The 21,470-nt window shown below is 71.7% G+C and carries 19 protein-coding genes; 8 read left to right on the top strand and 11 right to left on the bottom strand.

Annotated features, from left to right (window positions below; all coding sequences use genetic code 11):
- Window positions 1-85 precede the first annotated feature (85 nt).
- Window positions 86-499, bottom strand: a complete 414-nt coding sequence (locus ACFWVV_RS06760) for a cobalamin B12-binding domain-containing protein (RefSeq protein ID WP_384358861.1) — start codon at window positions 497-499, stop codon at window positions 86-88.
- Between the two features lie 385 nt (window positions 500-884).
- On the opposite strand from ACFWVV_RS06760, the gene ACFWVV_RS06755 reads away from it, so the two are divergent.
- Both ACFWVV_RS06755 and ACFWVV_RS06750 read left to right on the top strand, forming a co-directional pair.
- Complete coding sequence (locus ACFWVV_RS06755; RefSeq protein ID WP_384358863.1) at window positions 885-1,838, top strand: esterase/lipase family protein; 954 nt, start codon at window positions 885-887, stop codon at window positions 1,836-1,838.
- A 273-nt stretch (window positions 1,839-2,111) separates the two neighbouring features.
- Window positions 2,112-3,776 (top strand): M23 family metallopeptidase, encoded by a 1,665-nt coding sequence (locus ACFWVV_RS06750; RefSeq protein WP_384358865.1) that lies wholly within the window; start codon window positions 2,112-2,114, stop codon window positions 3,774-3,776.
- 119 nt (window positions 3,777-3,895) lie between these two features.
- On the opposite strand, the gene pcrA is transcribed toward ACFWVV_RS06750, so the two are convergent.
- Window positions 3,896-6,370, bottom strand: a complete 2,475-nt coding sequence (gene pcrA, locus ACFWVV_RS06745; RefSeq protein ID WP_384350152.1) for a DNA helicase PcrA — start codon at window positions 6,368-6,370, stop codon at window positions 3,896-3,898.
- Between the two features lie 292 nt (window positions 6,371-6,662).
- Complete coding sequence (locus ACFWVV_RS06740; protein ID WP_384350151.1) at window positions 6,663-7,016, bottom strand: hypothetical protein; 354 nt, start codon at window positions 7,014-7,016, stop codon at window positions 6,663-6,665.
- Between the two features lie 289 nt (window positions 7,017-7,305).
- Between ACFWVV_RS06740 and ACFWVV_RS06735 the strand changes: the two genes are divergently transcribed.
- Both ACFWVV_RS06735 and ACFWVV_RS06730 read left to right on the top strand, forming a co-directional pair.
- On the top strand, window positions 7,306-8,388 hold the full coding sequence (locus ACFWVV_RS06735; protein ID WP_384350148.1) for an NlpC/P60 family protein: 1,083 nt from the start codon (window positions 7,306-7,308) through the stop codon (window positions 8,386-8,388).
- Window positions 8,389-8,501: 113 nt separating this feature from the next.
- On the top strand, window positions 8,502-8,663 hold the full coding sequence (locus ACFWVV_RS06730) for a hypothetical protein (RefSeq protein WP_384350145.1): 162 nt from the start codon (window positions 8,502-8,504) through the stop codon (window positions 8,661-8,663).
- Window positions 8,664-8,962: 299 nt separating this feature from the next.
- Here the strand turns inward: ACFWVV_RS06730 and ACFWVV_RS06725 are convergent, their stop codons facing one another.
- The 3 genes from ACFWVV_RS06725 to ACFWVV_RS06715 form a co-directional block, all read right to left on the bottom strand.
- On the bottom strand, window positions 8,963-10,081 hold the full coding sequence (locus tag ACFWVV_RS06725) for an alpha/beta hydrolase (RefSeq protein ID WP_384350142.1): 1,119 nt from the start codon (window positions 10,079-10,081) through the stop codon (window positions 8,963-8,965).
- A 110-nt stretch (window positions 10,082-10,191) separates the two neighbouring features.
- Window positions 10,192-10,902, bottom strand: coding sequence for a LuxR C-terminal-related transcriptional regulator (locus ACFWVV_RS06720; RefSeq protein WP_384350139.1), 711 nt, complete (start codon window positions 10,900-10,902; stop codon window positions 10,192-10,194).
- A complete protein-coding gene (locus ACFWVV_RS06715; protein WP_384350136.1) occupies window positions 10,899-12,203 on the bottom strand; it encodes a PspC domain-containing protein in 1,305 nt (434 codons plus the stop codon). The genes ACFWVV_RS06720 and ACFWVV_RS06715 overlap by 4 nt, the downstream gene beginning before the upstream one ends.
- A gap of 153 nt (window positions 12,204-12,356) precedes the next feature.
- Between ACFWVV_RS06715 and ACFWVV_RS06710 the strand changes: the two genes are divergently transcribed.
- Window positions 12,357-13,844, top strand: coding sequence for a PspC domain-containing protein (locus ACFWVV_RS06710; RefSeq protein ID WP_384350133.1), 1,488 nt, complete (start codon window positions 12,357-12,359; stop codon window positions 13,842-13,844).
- On the top strand, window positions 13,831-14,094 hold the full coding sequence (locus ACFWVV_RS06705; protein ID WP_384350130.1) for a hypothetical protein: 264 nt from the start codon (window positions 13,831-13,833) through the stop codon (window positions 14,092-14,094). Before ACFWVV_RS06710 ends, ACFWVV_RS06705 begins: the two co-directional genes overlap by 14 nt.
- Here ACFWVV_RS06705 and ACFWVV_RS06700 read toward each other — a convergent pair.
- From ACFWVV_RS06700 to guaA, 5 genes are all read right to left on the bottom strand, one after another.
- Entirely contained in the window at window positions 14,001-14,522 is a 522-nt protein-coding gene (locus ACFWVV_RS06700) for a DoxX family protein (protein WP_384350127.1), read from the bottom strand. The genes ACFWVV_RS06705 and ACFWVV_RS06700 overlap by 94 nt on opposite strands.
- 142 nt (window positions 14,523-14,664) lie before the next feature.
- A complete protein-coding gene (locus tag ACFWVV_RS06695) occupies window positions 14,665-15,930 on the bottom strand; it encodes a hypothetical protein (protein WP_384350124.1) in 1,266 nt (421 codons plus the stop codon).
- Between the two features lie 101 nt (window positions 15,931-16,031).
- Window positions 16,032-16,610: a hypothetical protein gene (locus tag ACFWVV_RS06690; protein WP_384350121.1), complete on the bottom strand. Its 579-nt coding sequence runs from the start codon at window positions 16,608-16,610 to the stop codon at window positions 16,032-16,034.
- A 36-nt stretch (window positions 16,611-16,646) separates the two neighbouring features.
- A complete protein-coding gene (locus ACFWVV_RS06685) occupies window positions 16,647-17,444 on the bottom strand; it encodes a class II aldolase/adducin family protein (RefSeq protein ID WP_384350118.1) in 798 nt (265 codons plus the stop codon).
- A 110-nt stretch (window positions 17,445-17,554) separates the two neighbouring features.
- Window positions 17,555-19,132: a glutamine-hydrolyzing GMP synthase gene (guaA, locus tag ACFWVV_RS06680; RefSeq protein ID WP_384350115.1), complete on the bottom strand. Its 1,578-nt coding sequence runs from the start codon at window positions 19,130-19,132 to the stop codon at window positions 17,555-17,557.
- A gap of 319 nt (window positions 19,133-19,451) precedes the next feature.
- Between guaA and ACFWVV_RS06675 the strand changes: the two genes are divergently transcribed.
- Both ACFWVV_RS06675 and ACFWVV_RS06670 read left to right on the top strand, forming a co-directional pair.
- Window positions 19,452-19,796 (top strand): chorismate mutase, encoded by a 345-nt coding sequence (locus ACFWVV_RS06675; RefSeq protein ID WP_384350112.1) that lies wholly within the window; start codon window positions 19,452-19,454, stop codon window positions 19,794-19,796.
- 547 nt (window positions 19,797-20,343) lie between these two features.
- On the top strand, window positions 20,344-21,318 hold the full coding sequence (locus ACFWVV_RS06670) for an LAETG motif-containing sortase-dependent surface protein (RefSeq protein WP_384350109.1): 975 nt from the start codon (window positions 20,344-20,346) through the stop codon (window positions 21,316-21,318).
- The last annotated feature ends 152 nt before the right edge of the window (window positions 21,319-21,470 follow it).

Genomic DNA, 21,470 nt, shown 5'->3' with positions numbered 1-21,470 from the left:
CGGAGGGCGTACTCGTCCTGTTCGAGGCGGGGTTCCCCGATCCCGCATCCCCGGAGTGTGCTGCGTTCCCAGAGTGTGCTGCCGCTCAGGCGTCCGACGGCTGGCGGACGTGGGTGCGGACCCATTCGACGATCTCCGTGGTGGTGGCACCGGGCGTGAAGAGCTCGGCAACCCCCTTCGCCTTGAGCGGCGCGATGTCGTCCTCCGGGATGATCCCCCCGCCAAAGACCTTGATGTCCGCCGCGTCGCGCTCCTTGAGGAGGTCCATGACCTTCACGAAGAGCGTGTTGTGGGCGCCGGACAGGATCGACATGCCGATGGCGTCCGCATCCTCCTGGATCGCCGTGTCCACGATCTGCTCCGGTGTCTGGTGCAGGCCCGTGTAGATGACCTCCATGCCCGCGTCCCGCAGGGCCCGCGCGATCACCTTGGCACCGCGGTCGTGACCGTCGAGGCCCGGCTTCGCGACCACCACGCGGATCGGTCCAGTAACACCCATCGCTGTTGCCTCCCAGTACGCGCACGCCGCCATTGGCGCGCAACGTCCCCCGCCCCAGCAGGAGCAGGGAAGTGAACGAACGTTATCCACAGCATCGCGCACGCCACCGTTTCACGGTGACCGGAGAGGGGGAAATCACACAGTGGGAAACGTTCGCTGCGCGTCGTACCCGGAACAGCCGGCACCGCGGTCACCGCACCGCGTCAGCCGCCACCGGGCCGGTCGCACGGGGAGCCGCCACGAGGTCGCCGTACCACCGCGCCGCCAGCCGCACGGCACGGCGGTACGGCCCGCCCCTCTGCTCCACCGGCCTCCGCCACGGCACCCCATGAGGGCATACGGGGGACAGGGCCGTCCCCGCGTGCCGTTCGGGAGGCCGGCCGCCATGAAGCTCTTCCCCCTGCCCCGCTCCGCCCTCTCTCCGCTGCTGCGCGCCACCGCACTCGAAGTGGCCGTCTTCTTCGGCCACTTGCTCCTCTACCCCTCTGGCATCCGCCCGGAGCCCACCACCGGCCCCACCGGTTCCGCAGTCCCCACCGGACCCACCGGAGCAGTCGGAGCAGTCGGACCCACCGGTCCCGCCGGATACACGGCAACTGCCGGTCCCACGACGGCCACTGCACCCACCGCACCCACGGCAACCACTGGCCCCACGGCAGCCACCGGATCCGCGACGGCCACCGCACTCCCCAGTGCCGGGGGGTTCCTGCCGCCCGTCGTCCTGCTGCACGGTTTCGCCGACAACCGCTCGGTGTTCGTGCTGCTCCGCCGCTCGCTCGCCCGGCACGGCTGGTGCCACCTCACCTCCCTCAACTACTCGCCGCTGACCTGCGACATACGTACCGCCGCCGGACTGCTCGGCCGCCACGTCGAGGAAATCTGCGCGCGGACCGGCCACCGGGAGGTGGACATCATCGGGCACAGCCTGGGGGGCCTGATCGCCCGTTATTACACGCAGCGACTCGGCGGCGACACGCGGGTACGCACCCTTGTCACTCTCGGAACTCCGCACGAGGGAACACGTGTCGCCCCACCCATGAGTGCGCACCCGCTCGTACGGCAGATGCGGCCCGGATCTTCCTTGATCGAAGAACTTGCCCGGCCCGCTCCCGGCTGCCGGACCCGGTTCGTGAGTTTCTGGAGCGACCTTGATCAATTAATGCTTCCGGTGGAAACGGCCCGCATCCACCACCCCGATCTGATCGCCCAGAACGTGCAGGTCAGTGGGATCGGCCATCTCGCCCTGCCCGTTCACCCGGCGGTCGCGGCCGGAATCCGGCAGGTGCTGCAGACACCGGAACAGACCGCCGCGACCACCGGCAGCAGCTCCGTGGCGTAACCCCGCGACGTAAACCGGAGAGGCCGTGCACGCACCGTGAAAGTGCCGTGATCAAGGCCCGCGCATTCTTCGAACATTCGCCGAACGCAGCGCCAAAGCGCCGCCCGCGGACCACCAAAAGGCGGCCGATTGCCCGTTTCCTGAATACCTAAACCCTGCCGGAGATTGTCGCCGCCGCATACCGCCGGGTACAGTCGCGCCACTGCTTTCACCCGGGGTACCCCCCGTACCCCCCGGGAAACAGGCCCTGCTGCCGAGGCGAGAGAGACGTTGGTGAACGACCAGCAACCCCACGCCGGGTACGACACGTACCCCACCGGCACCTTTGAGACCGACCCGCTCTTCGGCGGACTGCCCGGCGCCGACTCCGGCGGGCACAGCGGCCAGTACGACACCAGCCAGTGGGACACCGGCTCGCACCAGTACCTCGCTGACGACGCGTACGGCACGCACAGCCAGGACCAGGGTCACGACGGCACCGGCAGCTGGAGCCGGCTCGACGGCTACCAGCCCGTCGCCGACATCCCGGCCCAGTCGGCCTACGGGGCGGACTCGATGCCCACCGGCCAGTGGGACGCCACCGCCTGGAGCCAGTCGGACCAGATCCACCAGGTGCACCAGTCGCCCTTCGAGACCGGTCAGTTCGACGCCACCCGGTTCGGGTACGCGTCCGACGCCTCGTCCGGTCACCAGTGGCAGCCGTACGACGCGCACCTCGAATCCGGCAGCTTCGACACGAGCGCCTTCACCGGCACGTCCTTCGAGAGCACGTCCCTCGAGAACACCTCCTTCGAGACCGCGGCCTCCGAAACCACCACCTTCGCGACCGCGGCCTTCGAGACCACCACCTTCGGTTCCGGCTCCTTCGACGCCACCGCCTGGAACACCACTGCGAACCCGGCCCCGGACGCGCCGTCGCCCGAACTCAGCGATCGCCACGGCGAGTTCAGCCCCCCGGAGCACCTCTCCGGCGGACACACCGGCGGCCGCACCGACGACCTCGCCGACGATCTCCCCGAAGGCCCCGCCGGTCACGAGGGCGACTTCAGCACCGCCGAGTTCCCCGCCGTCACCCTCGCCCCGGACGGCGCGCACTCCCCCGGGCACCCCCACCCGTACGACACGGACGGTTCCGGCCCCGAGCCGGAACCCGTGGCGGCCGGCCCCCGTGCCGCCCGCCGAGCCCCCGCGAGCCGCGGCCGCCGCCGCCCCCCCGCCAAGCGCTCCGCCCTCTTCACCGTCGCCGTCCCCTCCGCCTGTGTCATGGGTGTCGCGGGCATCGCCGCCGCCTCCGTCAGCGGCGTCGCCGGAGCGGACGAGCCGAAGATCAAGCCGACGACCATGGCAGCCGCCGACCCGGCGACCGTGAAGCCCGTCGCGGTCAACAACAAGCTCGACACCCAGCTCGCCGGACTGAGCGCCGACGCCCGCGACTTCGGCGACCGTGCCAGCCGCACCCAGGAGCGCATCGACCTCAAGGAACGCCAGGAGGCCGAGAAGAAGCGCAAGGCCGCGGAGGCCGCCCGCAAGGAGGCCGCCCGCCCCAAGTACGCGCTCCCGGTCGCCCAGCACGGACTCAGCGCGTACTACGGCCAGGCCGGCGTCAACTGGGCGGCCGTGCACACCGGAATCGACTTCCCCGTCGACTACGGCACGCCCGTCCTGGCGGCGACCGACGGCGAGGTCAGCTCCGAGTACAACGTCGCGTACGGAAACATGATGAAGGTCGTCTCGCCCAAGGGCGTCGAGACCTGGTACTGCCACCTCGGCTCGACCAAGGTCCGCTCGGGCTCGGTGAAGGCCGGCGACGTCATCGGTTACTCGGGCAGCTCCGGCAACTCCACGGGCCCGCACCTGCACTTCGAGGTCCGGCCCGGCGGCGAGTCCGCCGTCGACCCGCTGGCCTGGTTCCGCAGCCACGGCCTCGACCCGACGTAAGGACCGCAAGGCACCACAAGGCCGGGTACCCGGCGGGAGAGGCAAGGGCCCGCACGTAACTGACGGCAGAGGCAAGGGCCCGCACCTTCCGGTGCGGGCCCTTGCCTCTGCCGTCCCCGCTACAGCTTCTCGACCGGCGCGTACCGCAGCAGCAGCTTCTTGGGCCGCTCGTCGCCGAAGTCGATCGTCGCCTGGGCGTCCGCCCCGGAGCCGGTCACCGTCACCACCGTGCCGAGACCGAACTGGTCGTGGGTGACCCGGTCCCCCACGACGAGGCTGATCACCGGCTTGTCGGAGGTGCGCCGGGTCGCGAACCCGGACGGGCCGCCGCGCGCCTTCTGCGCGTTCAGCGTGGAGGACAGCGAGGACGCGATGCCGGAGCCACCGCGGCCCGACACAGGACCGGCCGGGATCTGCGCCCCGGTGCGCTTCCACTCCAGATGCGTGTCCGGGATCTCCTCCAGGAAGCGGGAGGCCGGGTTGTACGAGGGCTGGCCCCAGGCGGAGCGCAGGGTGGAGCGGGTGAGGTAGAGGCGCTCGCGGGCACGGGTGATGCCGACGTACGCGAGCCGGCGCTCCTCCTCCAGCTCCTTGGTGTTCCCGAGGGAGCGCATGTGCGGGAAGACACCGTCCTCCATGCCGGTCAGGAAGACCACCGGGAATTCGAGACCCTTGGCGGTGTGCAGGGTCATCAGGGTGATGACGCCGGACCCGTCCTGGTCCTCGTCGGGGATCTGGTCGGAGTCGGCGACGAGTGCGACCTTCTCCAGGAAGTCGGCCAGGGTTCCTGGGGTGTCCCCGTCCCCGCTCTCCTGCTCGAACTCCAGCGCGACGGCGGCGAGTTCCTGGAGGTTCTCGACGCGGGTCTCGTCCTGCGGGTCGGTGGACGCCTGCAGCTCGGCGAGATACCCGGTGCGCTCCAGTACGGCTTCCAGGACGACGGCGGGTCCGGCGCCGGACTCCACGATCGTACGGAGGTCCTCCATCAGCGTGTTGAACCGCTTGACGGCGTTGGTCGAGCGGGCGGCCATGCCGTACGCCTCGTCGACGCGGCGCAGGGCCTGCGGGAAGCTGATGCGCTCGCGCAGGGACAGTGCGTCGATCATCGCCTCGGCTCGGTCGCCGATGCCGCGCTTGGGCACGTTGAGGATGCGGCGCAGCGGGACGGTGTCCTCGGGGTTCGACAGCACGCGCAGATAGGCCAGGATGTCCCGGACCTCCTTGCGCTCGTAGAAGCGGACGCCGCCGACGACCTTGTACGGCAGGCCGACCCGGATGAAGATCTCTTCGAACACGCGGGACTGGGCGTTCGTACGGTAGAAGACGGCGACGTCGCCGGCCTTGGCGTCGCCCGCGTCGGTGAGGCGGTCGATCTCCTCGGCGATGAACTGGGCCTCGTCGTGCTCGGTGTCCGCGACGTACCCGGTGATCAGGGAGCCGGCGCCGGCGTCGGTCCAGAGGTTCTTGGCGCGGCGGTTCTCGTTGCGCTCGATGACGGCGTTCGCGGCGGTGAGGATCGTCTGGGTGGAGCGGTAGTTCTGCTCCAGGAGGATCGTCGTCGCGTCCGGGTAGTCCTCCTCGAACTGGAGGATGTTGCGGATGGTGGCACCGCGGAAGGCGTAGATCGACTGGTCGGCGTCACCCACGACGCACAGCTCGCCGGGCGCGAGGCCGGGGCCCGACGGGCCGACCAGCTCGCGGACCAGCGTGTACTGGGCGTGGTTGGTGTCCTGGTACTCGTCGACCATGACGTGCCGGAAGCGCATCCGGTAGTGCTCGGCGACGTCCGGGAACGCCTGGAGCAGATGCACGGTGGTCATGATGATGTCGTCGAAGTCCAGCGCGTTCGCCTCGCGGAGGCGGGACTGGTACATCGCGTACGCCTGGGCGAGGGTCTTCTCGAAGCCGTCGGCGGCCTGGCCCGCGAAGTCCTCCTCGTCCACCAGCTCGTTCTTGAGGTTGGAGACCTTGGCGCTGAAGGACTTCGGCGGGAACTTCTTCGGGTCGAGGTCCAGGTCGCGGCAGACCAGGGCCATCAGACGCTTGGAGTCGGCGGCGTCGTAGATCGAGAAGGAGGACGTGAAGCCCAGCTTCTTGGACTCGCGGCGCAGGATGCGCACGCACGCGCTGTGGAAGGTGGACACCCACATCGCGTTCGCCCGGGGGCCGACCAGGGCCTCGACGCGTTCCTTCATCTCGGCGGCGGCCTTGTTGGTGAAGGTGATCGCGAGGATCTGGCCCGGGTGGACGCCGCGGGCGGCGAGCAGGTGGGCGATCCGGTGGGTCAGCACACGCGTCTTGCCCGACCCGGCGCCGGCCACGATGAGCAGCGGCGATCCGGCGTGCACGACGGCGGCCCGCTGGTTGTCGTTCAGCCCGTCCAGGAGCGCGGCGGCGTCGACCACCGGGCGCGGGGCACCGTCCCGGTAGTAGGCGTCGCGGGGCGGCGGGGGCCCGTCGAACGCGCCCTGGAAGAGGTCGTGCGGGACCTCCTCCGCAGGGGCACCTTCCGCGGTGTCCTCCGGGGGCGGGGGGGCCGTGTCGTCCTTGTGCTGGAGATCGGCCAGGAAGCTGTCGTCAAAGAGGCTGCTCATCGCCTACCGAGTCTAGGCGGCCCCACTGACAGCCGGTCCCGGATTCGGCCACAACCGTGGGTGACCTGGCGGACATGCCGGCCCGCGGCCGGATCCCGTCCCGGTGAAGCCCCGGCGAAGTCCCGTCCCGGCGAAGTTCCGGCGAAGTTCCGGCGACGGCGGCCGGGTGTGCGCTTCTGCCGGGTCCCGGCGACGGCGGCCGGGACGTGCGCCTCTGCGGGGTCCCGGCCAGGGCGACCGGCCCTGCACCTCTGCCGGGTCCCGGCGAGACCGGCCCGGCCGTGCGCCTCTGTCAGGTCCAGAGGACCGCGACGAAGATGTTGACGACCGTCAGTCCGCCGACCGCGCCGAACAGGGACTTCTCCACCTTCTCCTCGTCGCGCTTGACGTAGACCAGGCCGAGGATCACCACCAGGATCGCCAGCTTGATGCCGATCTTGATGTGGTTGAGGCTGTGGTCCTGGGCCTGGTGGATGCCGACCAGGATCATGCCGGTGACCAGCATGGTCAGCGCACCGTGCAGCATCGCGGGGGTGAAGCGGGCGGTGCCCGCCCCCATCGCCTTCATCTGGGTCAGGAAGCCGCCGAGGAGCGCGGCGATGCCGATGATGTGCAGGCCGACGAAGACATGCGTGAGTACGTCCATGGGCGGAGCCTAACCAGGCCTTATCAGGGTTCTTGCGGCAGGGCGGGCACTTCCGTCCCCTCGGTCGCAGAGAGAGCGGAAGTAGAGATTCCGCCTCAGAACAGTCGATCGGGAGCAGTCGCCGGCGCGGCACTTCCGGTCACTAGTGGTCATTCGAAGGCTGTGCCGTGACGCCCGGGTTTAGCGTCCCTCCCCAGGCGGCCACTCCCCCCGGTCCGGGGCCGCCGCCGGACGCGTACGGAACCCGCGTACGCAACGGACGCACCTGTGGAAGGACGTGAACGCCCCCGTGGCAGCGCACCGGAAGCCCAAGCAGCGCTCACTCACCGGCAGCACCGCTCGCACCGCCCGTACCACCGCGCTCTCCTTCGTTCTGGCAGGGGCCGCGGGCACCACCGCACTGGAGGGGACCGCCCAGGCGGAGCCCGGCGCCACCCCGGCGCAGCTCAAGTCGAGGATCGACAAGCTCTACCACGACGCCGAGGCCGCCACGGAGACGTACAACGGGGTGAAGGAGAAGTCCGAGCGCACGAGGAAGTCCCTGGACGCACTGCGGGACGAGGCGGCGCGTCGGACGGAGCGGCTCAACGCGGCCCGCGAGTCGCTCGGCTCGATGGCCGCCGCGCACTACCGCACCGGCGGCATCGAGCCCGCGCTCCAGGTCGCGCTGTCCTCTGACCCCGACCGCTATCTGGAGCGGGCCTCGCGCGCCGCACGGGCGGGCGAGCGGCAGACGGTCGCGGTACGGGGCGCCCAGCGGCAGCTCGCCGAGCTCACCAGGCTGCGCAGCACCGCGCACCAGCGCTTCACCGAACTCACCGGGCAGCAGGCGGAGCTCAAGAAGCAGAAGGCGACGATCCAGCGGAAGATCGCCGGCGCCGAGGCGCTGCTGTCACGGCTCGGCGCCGAGGACCGTGCCCGGTACGCCGCCCAGGACGGGCACGGCGACGGGGACGGCGGCCGCGCCGACCGCGCGTCCTCGGGGCGCGCCGAGATGCCGCGCGGCGGCACCCGGGCACCCAACGCCCGCGCCGCGAGGGCCGTTTCGTTCGCCTACGGCGCGCTCGGCAAGCCGTACGTATGGGGTGCCACGGGACCCTCCTCGTTCGACTGCTCCGGGCTGACGCAGGCGGCCTGGCGCGCGGCGGGAGTGGCGCTGCCGCGGACCACGTACACCCAGATCAACGCGGGGCAGCGCGTCCCGCGTTCCCAGCTCGCGCCGGGAGATCTGCTGTTCTTCTACTCCGGGATCACGCACGTCGGCCTGTACATCGGCGACGGCAGGATGATCCACGCCCCGCGGCCCGGCGCGCCTGTGCGGATCGCGCCGATCGACGAGATGCCGCTGACGGGGGCCACCCGTCCGGCCTGAGCGCGCGCGGTACCACCCCGCCCGCTGATCCACAGCATCAGCGGGCCGGGCCCGGGTACACGACTGGCAGGGCCGTGACCTCCACGGCGCACGAGACGACCGGAGGAACAGCCATGCCGGGCATCATCAGCAAGCTCAAGAACTACGCACGCAGTCCGCAGGGGCGCCGCACCATCGCCCGGGGCCGCCGCGAAGCCGCCGACCCGCGCAGGCGGTCCCAGGCCAAGCAGCTCTTCGGCCGGCTGCGCGGCGGCGGGCGCAGCCGGCGGTACTGACCGGCCCCCTGCCGGTCAGCCCTTCGCAGGCCGGTCCCGCGCAGGGTCCCTCGTGGGCCGGCCCCGCGCAGGTCGGCCCCGCGGGGCCGACCCCAGGCAGGTGAGCCCCACGTGGGCCGGCCCGGCCCAGGTGAGCCCCGCATGAGCCGGGCTGCACAGGTCGGACCCGCGCGGGTGAGCCCGCGTGGGTCGGCCTCTTGTGGGTCAGCCCCGCGCAGGTGAGCCGCGGGCAGGCAGGTCCCGCGCGGGGTCGGCCGCGGCCAGGCCGGCCCACGCAGGTGAGCCGGCGGCCTCGCCGGTTACTTGCCGACCTGCTCCGACAGCCACCGGAAGACCTCCGGCACCTGCTGCTTCCACACGCTGGTGCCGTGGGGCCCGCTCAGTTTCACGACCCGCACCGTCGTCGGGGCCTTCGCCTCGCCCTTCAGTGCGGTGCCGCTCTCGTAGCCGTCGCCCGCCGCACCCGAGACGAACAGTGCGGTGCGCGGCGGCTTACCCGCCTTGTTCGCCGCCTTGAGCATCAGGAACGGGTTGTTGGCGCGCCGCAGCTCCGGGGTGGCCGCGGTGAGCGCGGCGGGTTCGCCGTTCGGGTCGTTGAAGCCGGAGAGGCTGACGCCCGCGCGGTAGCGGTCGGGGTGGGCGACGGCGAGTTTCGCGGCGCAGTGCGCGCCCGCCGAGTACCCGCCGACGGCCCAGTCCGCGGCCCGGTCCGAGGCGCGGAAGGTGTCGGAGACCATCTTCCGTACGTCCAGGCTCAGCCAGGTCTCGGCATTGACCTTGCCGGGGGTGTTGGCGCAGCCGGTGTCGGTCTGGTCGCCGAGCAGGGCGGTGCGCGGCGAGACCAGGATGAACGGCTTGACCTTGCCCTGCTGCATCAGCGGCTTGAGCTGCTTGTTGACCTCGAGGGTGCCGAACCAGGCCTTCGCGGAGCCCGGGTATCCGGGCAGCAGCTGGACCACCGGGAACTTCTTGTTCTTGTACGCGGGGTCGTCGTACTGCGGCGGCAGCCACACGTACACCTCGCCCTCCACTCCGGAGATCCGGCCCTTGAGGTCGGTGACCTGTACGCCCTCGCCCATCCTGGCGTCGGCGGCCGGCTTGAACCTGGCCACCTCCCTGGGCTGTTCGGCCGGCTTCTGGCCGCCGGTGCCGTCGGGGCCGAGGTCGGCCGCGGTGCCCACGTGGTTGCCGGTGCCGAGCAGGTCGTCCCAGGTGTCGTACAGGCCGTTGGCGTTGTTGACGGCGACGAAGACCACGGTGATGGCCGTGACCTGGGCGAACAGCAGCATCAGCAGCCGTACGGCGCCGCGTACGACGGCAGGCCCGCGCACCCGGCTCCACAGCGCCAGCGGCAGCACGACCGCGAGCACGAGCAGCGCCACCGCGGTCGCGAAGAAGGGGGTCCCCGTCAGACTCATCACACGAATACAGAGGGGTGACCGCCGGGCAGGGTTGCCCCGCTTCCCTTCATGTCGCGTGCCTCACACCCGCCCCGCCGGCCTCCCCGGGCCCGCCGTGCGGGCCGGCGTCAGACCAGTCGCCGTGCCGTCGCCCAGCGGGTCAGCTCGTGCCGGTTGGAGAGCTGGAGCTTGCGGAGCACCGCCGAGACATGCGATTCGACGGTCTTCACCGAGATGAACAGCTGCTTGGCGATCTCCTTGTACGCGTAGCCGCGGGCGATCAGCCGCAGTACCTCGCGCTCGCGCTGGGTGAGCCTGTCCATGTCCTCGTCGACCGGCGGTGCGTCCGTGGAGGCGAACGCGTCCAGGACGAAGCCGGCCAGCCGCGGCGAGAAGACCGCGTCGCCGTCCTGCACCCGGAACACCGAGTTGATCAGGTCGCTGCCGGTGATCGTCTTGGTGACGTAACCGCGCGCACCGCCCCGGATGACCCCGATGACGTCCTCCGCCGCGTCCGACACCGACAGCGCCAGGAACCGTACGGGCCGCTCGGGGTCCGACATCAGCGGAGCGCACCGGCGCAGCACCTCGACCCCGCCGCCGCCCGGCAGATGCACGTCGAGGAGCACCACCTCGGGCCGGGTCGCGGTGATGACGGTGACCGCCTGGTCGACGTCGGCGGCCTCGCCGACCACCTCGACGCCGGTGGTGGCGGTCTGTCCGATCTCGGCCTGCACTCCGGTGCGGAACATCCGGTGGTCGTCGACCAGCACCACCCTGACGTGCCGCTCCGCCGCTTCTCCGGTGCCGCCCTGCTCGGTCCTGCCCTGTTCGGTCATGCGTCCGCCGCCCTCTCCATGTCCAGCTCCACTACGGTGCCCCCTTCGGGCGCGGAACGCAGCCGTGCGCTGCCGCCGTTGCGCTCCATCCGGCCAATGATCGATTCTCGTACGCCCATCCGGTCGCCGGGTATGGCATCGAGATCGAAGCCGGGCCCCCGGTCGCGTACGGACACGAACACCGAGCGGCCCTCGACCTCCGCGAAGACCTGCACCGCCCCGCCCTCGCCACCGTACTTGGCGGCGTTCACCATTGCCTCGCGTGCGGCCTGCATCTGTGCGGTCAGCTTCTCGTCGAGCGGGCAGTCGCCCACGACCACGACCTCCAGCGGCACTCCGTGCTTGTCCTCGACCTCGGCCGCCGACCGCTTGACCGCCTCGGCGAGGGTGGTGGGCTCCTCGGCCGCGTCCTTGCCCGTGCCCTCCGGTTTGTAGAGCCAGTTGCGCAGTTCGCGCTCCTGGGCGCGGGCGAGGCGCCGTACCTCCGAGCCGTCGTCCGCGTTGCGCTGGATCAGGGTGAGGGTGTGCAGCACCGAGTCGTGGACGTGGGCGGCGACCTCGGCCCGCTCCTGGGCCCGGATGCGCATCAGCCGCTCCTCGGACAGGTCCTGGGTCATCCGGACGAGATAGGGGCCCGCCAGCAGACCGATGCCGGCGATGACGGCGAGAGCGGCGGTCAGTACGTTGCCCAGCTGGGCCGCGGAGCCCCGGACGACCAGGAAGACCGTCAGGCCCATCCCGACCAGGGCCACTCCCGCGAGACCGCGCATCACCTGGAGCATCCGGCGGCGGCTGCCGCCGTCCTCCGTCCAGTGCGCGCGGCGGGCGTTGTCGGCCTGCCGCCAGACCAGCACGACACCCACGCCGGTCAGCAGCAGCGGCCATACGTACCGTCCGGAGCCGGTCATGTCGATGTTGCCCATGAAGATCGCGGCACCGACGCACAGGGCTGTCAGTGCGACGACCTGACCCTTGTCGGGCATGCGCAGCCTGCGCCGCCCGTCGGGCCCGGTCTCGAAGGGGCTGCGCGGCTCGGCCCCCACGCCGCCGACGCCCAGCGGCACGAAGAACCAGAACACCGCGTAGACCAGCGCCCCCAGCCCTTGCATGAGGAACAGGCCGAAGAACGCGATCCGCACCCAGACGACCGGCAGCCCCAGATGCCCCGCGAGCCCACGCGCGACCCCGCCGAGCATCCGCCCGTCCGCGCTGCGGTAGAGCTTGCGCGGTGGCGGGCCCGCCGAGTCCGGCTCGGAGGCGAGGGTGCGAGCCGCTCGGCGGCTCGGGGCGATGGACGACATGCCTTGATGGTCACACGCCCGCCGTGCCGCGCACATGGGGGAAAACCCCATAATCCCCTGAGGGAAACCGCAGGGTGCGGCCCTCGGAAATCAGGGATCAGCCAGGGTCGTCCCAGGTGCCGCCTGCTGCGGATGGCGGTCACCATGGGGCGTATGACAGAAGTCCACGACGACGGGCCGACGGCCGCCCGCGGCCCGGACGGCCGCACGGTCCAGGCCTCCCGGCACAGCTCCGGAGCCACCACTGGCCCCGGCGCCGACGCCCTCACGGACCCCGCCGCCGCGTGGCCGGGCTCCGGCACCACCGGCTCCGGCACCACCGGCCCGGCCCCCGACGCCACCCCGCGCCCCGGCTCCGGCGCCACCGCCGATCCCGCCGTCGAGCCCGCACGCCCGCTGCGCCGCAGCCGTCGGCACAAGACCGTCGGCGGTGTCTGCGGCGGTCTCGGCGAGTACTTCGACGTCGACCCGGTGATCTTCCGCGTCGTCCTCGGCGTGACCGCGGTGACCGGTGGCATCGGCCTGATCGCGTACGGCTTCGCCTGGCTGCTGATCCCGCTGGAGCGCGAGGAGGAGAACGAGGCGAAGCGGCTGCTGACCGGTCGCGTCGACGGCCCCGCGCTGATCGCGGTGCTCCTCGCGCTGGTCGGCTGCGGGATGTTCCTGTCGATGCTGCACAACGGCGGCGCCTTCGGCTTCTCCGTCATGCTTCTGCTGGCCGTCGGGGCGAGCACCATGTGGTCCCGGCAGCGCCGGGCCGCCGCCGCCTCGAAGAAGCCGGGTGCCGCCCAGGTGGCCGAGGGAGCCGCCCTGCCGGAGACGAAGGCCCCGCCGGAGACCAAGGCCCCGCCGGTTCCCGGTGCCCCGTCCTGGTGGCGCGACCCGATCGTCAAGGACGGCACGACGGGGCCCGTTCCGCGCGGTTACCTGTGGGGGCCGCCCAACGAGCTGCCCCGCGACCGACGTCCCCCCGCCGACGGCCCGCCCGCGGTACGGCACCACGACCCGCGTCCCCGCTCCTTCGGCGGCCTCACCTTCCTCGTGGCGCTGCTCGCCGGTGCCGCCGGGACGTACGCGACCTGGCACGACCACCCGCTGGGCACCAGCCTGGCGGCCGGTCTCGCCTGCGCGCTCGCGGTGTTCGGCGCCGGCCTGCTCGTCGGCTCCTTCCTCGGCCGGATCGGTGCCGGGACGATCTTCCTGGCGCTGGTCACCGCCGGTCTGCTGACGGCCGCCACCACGATCCCGAAGGACATCACCACCGATCTGGGCGTCACGCACTGGCGCCCGGCCACCGTCACGGCGGTCCTGCCGCTGTACGAACTCGGCGCGGGCGAGGGCACTCTCGACCTCGCCGGGGTCGCGGTGCCACGGGGCACGACCGTGTCCACCAGGGCCGAGGTCGGCGCGGGCCTGCTGCGCGTCGTGGTCCCCAGGGACGCCACCGTGCGGCTCGACCTGGAGGTCGGCATGGGGAACGTCCGGCTGCCGGACCGCGGCGACATGGACGCCGTCGTGCGCACCGACGCGAAGGAGACGGTCACGCTGGATCCGCCGGCCGGTGCGAAACCGGCGGGCACCGTCTCGATCAAGCTCGAACTGGGTGTCGGACAGGTGGAGGTGCGCCGTGCTGCGTCATGAGTTCCAGCCCGGCAGGGCGATTCTGGGCCTGACGTTCCTGGGTGCGGCCGGGCTGTACGCGGCGGACGTGACGGGCAGTTGGGAGACGCCCTGGTGGGCGCTGATCCCGGTGGTCTGCGCCGGACTGGCCGTGGCCTCGCTGGCGGGGCTGGTCGCCTACAGCGTGCGCCGCCGCCGCAAGGCGCGCATCGCGTCCAGCGAGAAGACGGTGGCCCCGGCCAGCACCAGCGGCAGCCACGCCATCAGATAGGCGAGGTCGTTGCCGTAGTAGTAGGGCGTGGTCTGCCAGCTGACGGTGAGCCACAGGCTGAGCGAGATCAGCGCCCCGCCGACGGCTGCCACCCGCGCGAACAGTCCGAGCAGGGTGCCGATGCCGACGAGGAGTTCGCCGGTCGCCAGGGCGTATCCGAAGCCCTCGGGGGCCTTGAGCGCCAGGTCGACGAGGAACGGGACGGCCGAGCTGTCGCGCACGGCACGCATCACCTCACCGATCGAACCAGTACCGCTCCCGGACAGGAACGTGCTGTCGGTGAGTTTGTCGAGGCCCGCGTAAATGAAGGTGATACCGAGGAAGACGCGCAGCGGGAGCAGGGCGAACCGGCTCGCGCTGTGCTTCCAGCCGCGCGGTCCGTTCGTCCCGTACGCGCGCGTGCCCGCTGTTCCGAATCCGTATGCCATCGCCCGGCCCTGCCTTCCTCGTACTTCACCGCGTCCCGTCACTTCGACCCTACGTTCGACGACTGGCCAAAGCCCGGCGCGGGGGGTGCCGCGTGCAAGGTGGGGAAGGGGCAGGGTCCGGCCGTGGGCAGGGCGGGCGGGCTCAGTCCGTGACGTCGATCCGGCAGCGGTTCGTCTCCACCCCCGCCGCCGTCACCACCTGTACGTCGACCTCGCCGGGCTCCACCTCGACCGGGACCGGCACGGTGAGTGCGCTGTCGGTCGGGTTGGCGAATCCACCGGCCACCGGTACCAGCGGTACATGGACGTGCACCGTCCCGATCCGGACCACCATCCGCGCCAGCCGGTCCGGGGTCCCCGCCCCCGGCGGTACGAATCCGGCGCCCCTGATCTCGATGTCGTCACCGGTACGGATCGGCCCGTCGAGGTCGCCGGCCTCCCGCGCCCGTACGACGGACAGCACGACGGGACGGCCGCCCTCCGCGAACTTCCCCGCGACGTACGTGGCCGCCGACACCAGCACGAGCAGGGCAAGCCCCCACGGCAGGTCGGGCAGCTGCTCCGGCCGCCTGGCGAGGCGTACGGCGGCGAAGAGCACGGCCACCGTCGACACCAGGACGAACTGGATGTCGCCGAAGTTTCCGCGCCCCGCGTCGTCGGTCAGCAGGTCGGCGGCGCGCGGCCGGTCCGCCCGCACCTTCTGCAGGGTCTGCTCGCGCACCCGGGAGCCCACCACACGGCGGACAAGCACGGCGATCGCGCAGGTCAGCGCGAGGACGGTCAGCACGCCGGCGCCCCTGGCCAGTTCGAGTCCGGCGATCAGCGCGTCCCGGTCGGCCGGGTCGGAGGCGCCGGCCAGCTGCACGGCGAGCACCAGCACCGAGAAAACGGCCAGCAGCACCCACGACGCGGCGACCGCGCGCGAGGTGGAGAGCCGGTTGTCCTCGCCGATCAGGGGCGCGAGCAGCCCGCCGCGCGCCCGGTGCACGCGCGCCGCGCCGGTCAGCAGTGCGGCGGTGACGAAGGCGGCGACGAGTCCTGCCGTACGCGCGACGGTCCAGCCCGCACCGATCGCGGTGAACGCCTGCACCAGTGCGAGGACGACCACCGCGCCCCAGACCCCCAGCAGGGTCCTGCGCCACAGGTGCCGCAGCCATACCTCCCCGGCCTCGCGGGAACGGTCCGCGACCTCGCGGGCGGACTGGGTCAGCTCGTCGGAGACCCACTGGCGGGACGCGCCCGTGGAGTGCGCGACGGCGGCGGGCAGTCCCTCCCCCGTGGCGAGTTCGTCGCGCTTGGCCAGAAAGGCGGCGACGGCCTGCCGGTGCCCCTCCCGTGCTCCGCTGGGGCACCCCCCGCAGACACATCCTCCGCCGTGCGCGCTCTGCCTCGCCTCTTGCACCGCCACGGCAGGTGCCGCCCTTTCCGTAACCACTCATTGTCGACGTGTGAACGTGCATGTACTGGAAGGGAATTGTGCCGTACGGAGTGCGGGGCGCGCTCAGCGGTTCAGGCCGGCCGGGGTGACGGCCGCGGTACGGGTGCGACGCGCAGGGCGCAGCCGCCGGAGGCCAGCAGCACGGCCCCGGCGGCGAGGACCGTCAGCGCGCGGGCGAGCCGTGCGTCGGCGACGCCCGAGAGGTCGTTCAGGGACGTCTGCGTGACACCGTCCCGTTCGATGCGCAGGGTGCCGGTGAAGCCCAGGCCGGAGGCCTGGACGGTGTCTCCCGGACGCAGGGACGTCAGGAGCGGACTCCTCCCGGCGAAGGGGACGCGCTCGGTGTTGTCGCAGCTCTCGCAGCCGCTCGCGAAGTCGTCTGCCGGCCGGATGTCGAGCCACGCACCCGAGCCGCGCGGGCCCTCTCCCCGGTGCACGCGCAGGACCCGCCACGGATCGGTGTTCACGCAGCTGCCGTTCATGGACGCGCTGCCCATGCCGGGGCGGCACGGCACGGCCCGTGCGGACTCCCGCGCGAAGTCCGGGTCGCTCCACCAGTGCAGGAGCGCGCCCAGCCCGGCGAGCACCGTCACCGCCCCGCACGCCACGGCCCCCACGGCCACCCGGAGCGCCGCTCTCGTCCCGATCATCCGATGAACGTACCCGAGGCCCGCGTCCGGGCCCTCTCAGGTCAGCAGGTCGGGCTCGGTCCGGCTGATGCGGCGCCACATCGACTGGTGGTTGATCCACGCCACGAGGTCGCCGCCGATCTGGTCGCGGGTCTCGACGGCCTCCTTGTGCCCGATCAGCACCGGCCTGCCCGCCGCGCGTGCGGCCAGCTGCACCTGGCAGGAACGTTCCAGCGTGTGGAACCACCAGGCCGCGGCGTCCACCGAGTCGCCCACCGTCAGCAGCCCGTGGTTGCGCAGGATCACCGCTTTGTGGCTGCCGAGCGCACCGGCGATCCAGCGGCCCTCGGTGGGATCGACGGCGACACCGGTGTATGCGTCGTACAGGGAGTGCGCCTCGTAGAAGGCGCAGGACTCCTGGGTGAGGGGATCGAGCAGCTCGCCCAGCGCACTGAACGCCCGTCCGTGCACGGAGTGCGTGTGCGCGACGGCGACGACGTCGGGCCGTGCCCTGTGCACCTGGGCGTGGACGGTGAAGGCGGCCTGGTTGACGTGCCGCCGTCCCTCGACGACCTGCCCCTCCCCGTTCACCAGGATCAGATCGCTCACCGTGACGTCGGCGAAGGCGAGCCCGAAGGGGTTCACCCAGTAGCAGTCGGCGTACTCGGGGTCGCGCGCCGTGATGTGCCCGGACACGCCCTCCTCGTAGCCGTACGAGGCGAAGATCCGCAGCGCCCCGGCCAGCCGCTCCTTGCGGTACCGGCGTTCGTCGGCCGGATCGTCGTGCACGGGCGGCATCGAGAAGTCGAGCTGGTCGAGGGGCACGGGCGGGGGCGCGGGGATCTCGGCGGTCATGGGGCGGAAGCTACCGCCTGGTACAGCAGGAGAGAAGGGAGCGCGGAAACGGCGATGCCGCCGCCCGAGGGTACGGGCGGCGGCATCGGTGTCGTGGCGAGGGGGAGGTGTTACTCCCACTCGATGGTGCCCGGCGGCTTGCTCGTCACGTCGAGCACCACACGGTTGACGTCGGCCACCTCGTTGGTGATCCGCGTCGAGATCTTCGCCAGGACGTCGTACGGCATCCGCGTCCAGTCCGCCGTCATGGCGTCCTCGGAGGAGACCGGGCGCAGCACGATCGGGTGGCCGTAGGTGCGGCCGTCGCCCTGCACGCCCACGGAGCGCACGTCGGCGAGCAGCACGACCGGGCACTGCCAGATCTCGCGGTCCAGACCGGCCGCGGACAGTTCCTCGCGGGCGATCGCGTCGGCGTCGCGCAGCAGGTCGAGCCGCTCCTTGGTGACCTCGCCGACGATGCGGATGCCCAGGCCGGGGCCGGGGAACGGCTGGCGCTGGACGATCTCCTCGGGCAGGCCGAGCTCCTGGCCGACCATCCGGACCTCGTCCTTGAACAGCTGGCGCAGCGGCTCGACGAGCTCGAACTCGATGTCGTCGGGGAGGCCGCCGACGTTGTGGTGGGACTTGATGTTGGCGGTGCCGGTGCCGCCGCCGGACTCGACGACGTCCGGGTACAGGGTGCCCTGGACGAGGAAGGCGACCTCGGGGCCCTCCTCCTGCATGATCTCCAGCTGCGCCTGCTCAAAGACGCGGATGAACTCGCGACCGATGATCTTCCGCTTGGTCTCCGGGTCGGAGACCCCGGCCAGCGCGTCGAGGAAGCGCTTCTGCGCGTCCACGACCACCAGACGGGCGCCGGTCGCCGCGACGAAGTCCTTCTCGACCTGCTCGGTCTCCCCCTTGCGCATCAGCCCGTGGTCGACGTACACGCAGGTCAGCTGGTCGCCGATGGCCTTCTGCACGAGGGCGGCGGCAACCGCGGAGTCGACGCCTCCGGAGAGGCCGCAGATGGCGCGCTTGTCGCCGACCTGCTCGCGGATGAGGGCGACCTGCTCCTCGATGACGTTGCCGGTCGTCCAGGTGGGCTCGATGCCGGCGCCGCGGTAGAGGAAGTGCTCCAGGACCTGCTGGCCGTGGGTGGAGTGCAGCACCTCGGGGTGGTACTGGACGCCGTAGAGCTTCTTCTCGTCGTTCTCGAAGGCGGCGACAGGTACGACGTCGGTGGACGCGGTGACGGTGAAGCCCTCGGGGGCGGCGGAGCAGGCGTCTCCGTGCGACATCCACACCGACTGCTCGTCGGGGGTGCCCTCGAAGAGGGTGGAGCCGGAGCGGGTGACCTTCAGCGGCGTACGGCCGTACTCACGGGCACCGTTGTCGTCGACGGTGCCGCCGAGCGTGGTGGCCATGATCTGGAAGCCGTAGCACATGCCGAAGACCGGGACCCCGGCCTCGAAGAGCGCGCGGTCGATGGCCGGGGCGCCCTCGGCGTACACCGAGGAGGGACCGCCGGAGAGGATGATCCCCTTGGGGTTCTTGGCCAGCATCTCGGCCACCGGCATGGTGCTCGGGACGATCTCGCTGTAGATCCGGGCCTCGCGGACGCGGCGGGCGATGAGCTGGGCGTACTGGGCACCGAAGTCGACGACGAGAACGACGTCTGGCGCGGCAGCGGGGGACGCAGATGACACTGGCGGCCTTCCGGCGGTGGGAGCAGGTGGGTCGGTTTTGTCGATTCTACCGGGGCCGGGGGCGCCCGGTTCGTCTCACCGTACGAGCCCGGATTGACGCTCCACGCGCGCGTGGGGCGATACTGGAGCCATGCGCAAGCACCAGACCTTCGTCTTTACCTATGGCAACCGGCCCGTCCGGCTGCCACGGTCGTGCTGCTTGTAGCAACTGACAAGCGACTTCCCAGGCGCCCCGGGCCGATCAGGCCCGGGGCGCTCTGTCGTTTCCGGACCTGAGGTCCTTCGAAGGGGCGCGCACCCTCACTTCAGGAGTACGGACATGAGCACCGCCACCACCACCGCCCCTGCCGCACGCACCGCCCCCGCCGCCGGGCACCGCGCGGAGACCGCCACCGAGATCACCGGCGCCCGCACCGAGGACGCCGCCGCCCTGATCACGGGCGCGCGGGAGCGGATCGACGCACTGGACGACCGGATCATCGGGCTGGTCCAGGAACGGATGGCCGTCTCGGCCGTCATCCAGCAGGCCCGCATCGCCTCGGGCGGCCGCCGGGTCAATCTGTCCCGCGAGATGGAGGTGCTCGCCCACTACAGCGACGCCCTCGGCAAGCCGGGCACGTCCCTCGCGATGACGCTGCTGGAGCTGTGCCGCGGCCGGGTGTGAGTGCCCGGCGGCAGTGCGTGCGCCCGCCCGCCGGGTCCGCGGCAGCGCGTGCGTTCCCGCACTCACTCGTACGGCGCGTGACCCGGCCGGACGCGGCTTCGTTGGTCCCGGTGCCACGCGTGGCCCGGCTGGGGCGTGTGGCGCACGGGCTTCGGCCGGTGCGCCGTGGGACCTCGCCCCAGCGTGTGTGACCGGAAGGCAGGGGACAGCCATCACCGGTCGCCCAGACGGTCGGCTCCGGGGACGCCCGGAGCCGGTCGGCAGGACCCGCCCTCCTGCGGCGCGCGGCGCGCCGCCTGTCACTTCCGCCACCGCGCACAGAGGGCCGCCTGTCGCCCCCGCCCCGCCCCCGCGCGCAGAGGGCCGGCCAGCGCCTCGGGTGTGACGCGGCTCACGTAAATGTTTTGTATGTACGCGTACAACCTTTGGGCACGGCCACAGGTCTCTCCTGCGTACCCATAGGACTCTTCGGTGCGCTCCCGCACCGCAGGCCCCTCACATCTCGCACCACGTCCCCCTGTAGGTGCGCCAGACTTTCTGAGGCTCCATGAAACTTCGCCGTTCACTGGCCCTCGCGGCCGCCACGGCCGTCATCGCCCCGGTCTCGCTGTTCTCGGCCTCGGCCGCGTACGCCACGACCACCCCGACCCCCTCCGCGTCCGTCAGCGTGACGCCGAGCGGTACGCCTTCGGCCTCGGCCACGCCCAGCAAGACGCCGTCGGCCACGCCGACGAAGGGCCCCGACGCAACGCCGAGCAAGACGCCGTCGGCCACGGCCACGCCCAGCGGGACGCCGTCTACCACGCCGAGCAAGACGCCTTCCGGCAAGCCGACCCCGTCCGCCCCGGACGAGGAGATACCGGGTGAGTGCCAGGACGTCTCCATCGACCTGACGATCAGCGGTCTGCCCGGCAAGATCGCCGCGGGCAGTGGCTGGCACCCGTTCAACCTGAACGTCCACAACAAGTCGGACCGCAACCTCGACGGGGTGACCGTCTTCGCGGGCGCCGCCGCCGACAAGGACGGCTCGAACCTCTTCACCACGAAGCAGGTCCAGCTGGAGGCGTACGACGAGACCAGCAAGAGCTGGCAGCCCGTCAGCCTGGACGACCTGGCCGCCGGTTACGTGGGCGAGACCGACACGCTGGAGCCCGACTTCGAGGTCAACATCAAGCTGCGCCTCAACGTCGCGGCGGGCGCCCCCGTGGGTGCCGGCTTCACCCTCGGCGGCGGCGTGTACGTCGACCTGGACAAGGGCTGCATCGGCGCGGGCGAGACCGCGTACAAGTTCCAGATCGTCAAGGCCGGTACGGACACCTCCGGCACCAAGCCGCAGGAAGGCGGCAAGGTGCCGCTGCCCGGCGCCAAGCCCGCCCCGGGCAAGGTCCCGTCGGTCACCGGCAACCTGGCGGAGACCGGTGCGTCCTCGCAGGTCCCGGTCTTCGGCATCGCCGGTGGCGCGGCCGTCGTGCTGGGCGCGGGTGCGCTGTTCCTGGTGCGCCGCCGCAAGTCCGACGCGTAACCACGCGCGGACGGCGCAGTCCCGCGAGGACGGCGTAGCCACGCGAGAACGGCGTAGCCGCGCGGCGACCGCGTGACCGCTCCGGAACAAGGGAGGGGGGCTGCATTCGGAGGGGAATGCAGCCCCCCTTTCGCGTGCCCGCCCTTCCGGTC

Origin of the sequence: Streptomyces sp. NPDC058663, assembly GCF_042716745.1 — a bacterium.
Taxonomy (GTDB): Bacteria; Actinomycetota; Actinomycetes; order Streptomycetales; family Streptomycetaceae; genus Streptomyces.
Note: the sequence above shows the minus strand (reverse complement) of the source record. Positions and strands in the feature narration are given on the sequence as shown.

Excerpts from the sequence above, each read along its gene's own strand:
- ACFWVV_RS06760 (WP_384358861.1), bottom strand. The coding sequence starts at position 499 with ATGGGTGTTACTGGACCGATCCGCGTGGTGGTCGCGAAGCCGGGCCTC.
- ACFWVV_RS06755 (WP_384358863.1), top strand. The coding sequence starts at position 885 with ATGAAGCTCTTCCCCCTGCCCCGCTCCGCCCTCTCTCCGCTGCTGCGC.
- pcrA (WP_384350152.1), bottom strand. The coding sequence starts at position 6,370 with ATGAGCAGCCTCTTTGACGACAGCTTCCTGGCCGATCTCCAGCACAAG.
- ACFWVV_RS06740 (WP_384350151.1), bottom strand. The coding sequence starts at position 7,016 with ATGGACGTACTCACGCATGTCTTCGTCGGCCTGCACATCATCGGCATC.
- ACFWVV_RS06730 (WP_384350145.1), top strand. The coding sequence starts at position 8,502 with ATGCCGGGCATCATCAGCAAGCTCAAGAACTACGCACGCAGTCCGCAG.
- ACFWVV_RS06725 (WP_384350142.1), bottom strand. The coding sequence starts at position 10,081 with ATGAGTCTGACGGGGACCCCCTTCTTCGCGACCGCGGTGGCGCTGCTC.
- ACFWVV_RS06720 (WP_384350139.1), bottom strand. The coding sequence starts at position 10,902 with ATGACCGAACAGGGCAGGACCGAGCAGGGCGGCACCGGAGAAGCGGCG.
- ACFWVV_RS06715 (WP_384350136.1), bottom strand. The coding sequence starts at position 12,203 with ATGTCGTCCATCGCCCCGAGCCGCCGAGCGGCTCGCACCCTCGCCTCC.
- ACFWVV_RS06710 (WP_384350133.1), top strand. The coding sequence starts at position 12,357 with ATGACAGAAGTCCACGACGACGGGCCGACGGCCGCCCGCGGCCCGGAC.
- ACFWVV_RS06700 (WP_384350127.1), bottom strand. The coding sequence starts at position 14,522 with ATGGCATACGGATTCGGAACAGCGGGCACGCGCGCGTACGGGACGAAC.
- ACFWVV_RS06690 (WP_384350121.1), bottom strand. The coding sequence starts at position 16,610 with ATGATCGGGACGAGAGCGGCGCTCCGGGTGGCCGTGGGGGCCGTGGCG.
- ACFWVV_RS06685 (WP_384350118.1), bottom strand. The coding sequence starts at position 17,444 with ATGACCGCCGAGATCCCCGCGCCCCCGCCCGTGCCCCTCGACCAGCTC.
- ACFWVV_RS06675 (WP_384350112.1), top strand. The coding sequence starts at position 19,452 with ATGAGCACCGCCACCACCACCGCCCCTGCCGCACGCACCGCCCCCGCC.
- ACFWVV_RS06670 (WP_384350109.1), top strand. The coding sequence starts at position 20,344 with ATGAAACTTCGCCGTTCACTGGCCCTCGCGGCCGCCACGGCCGTCATC.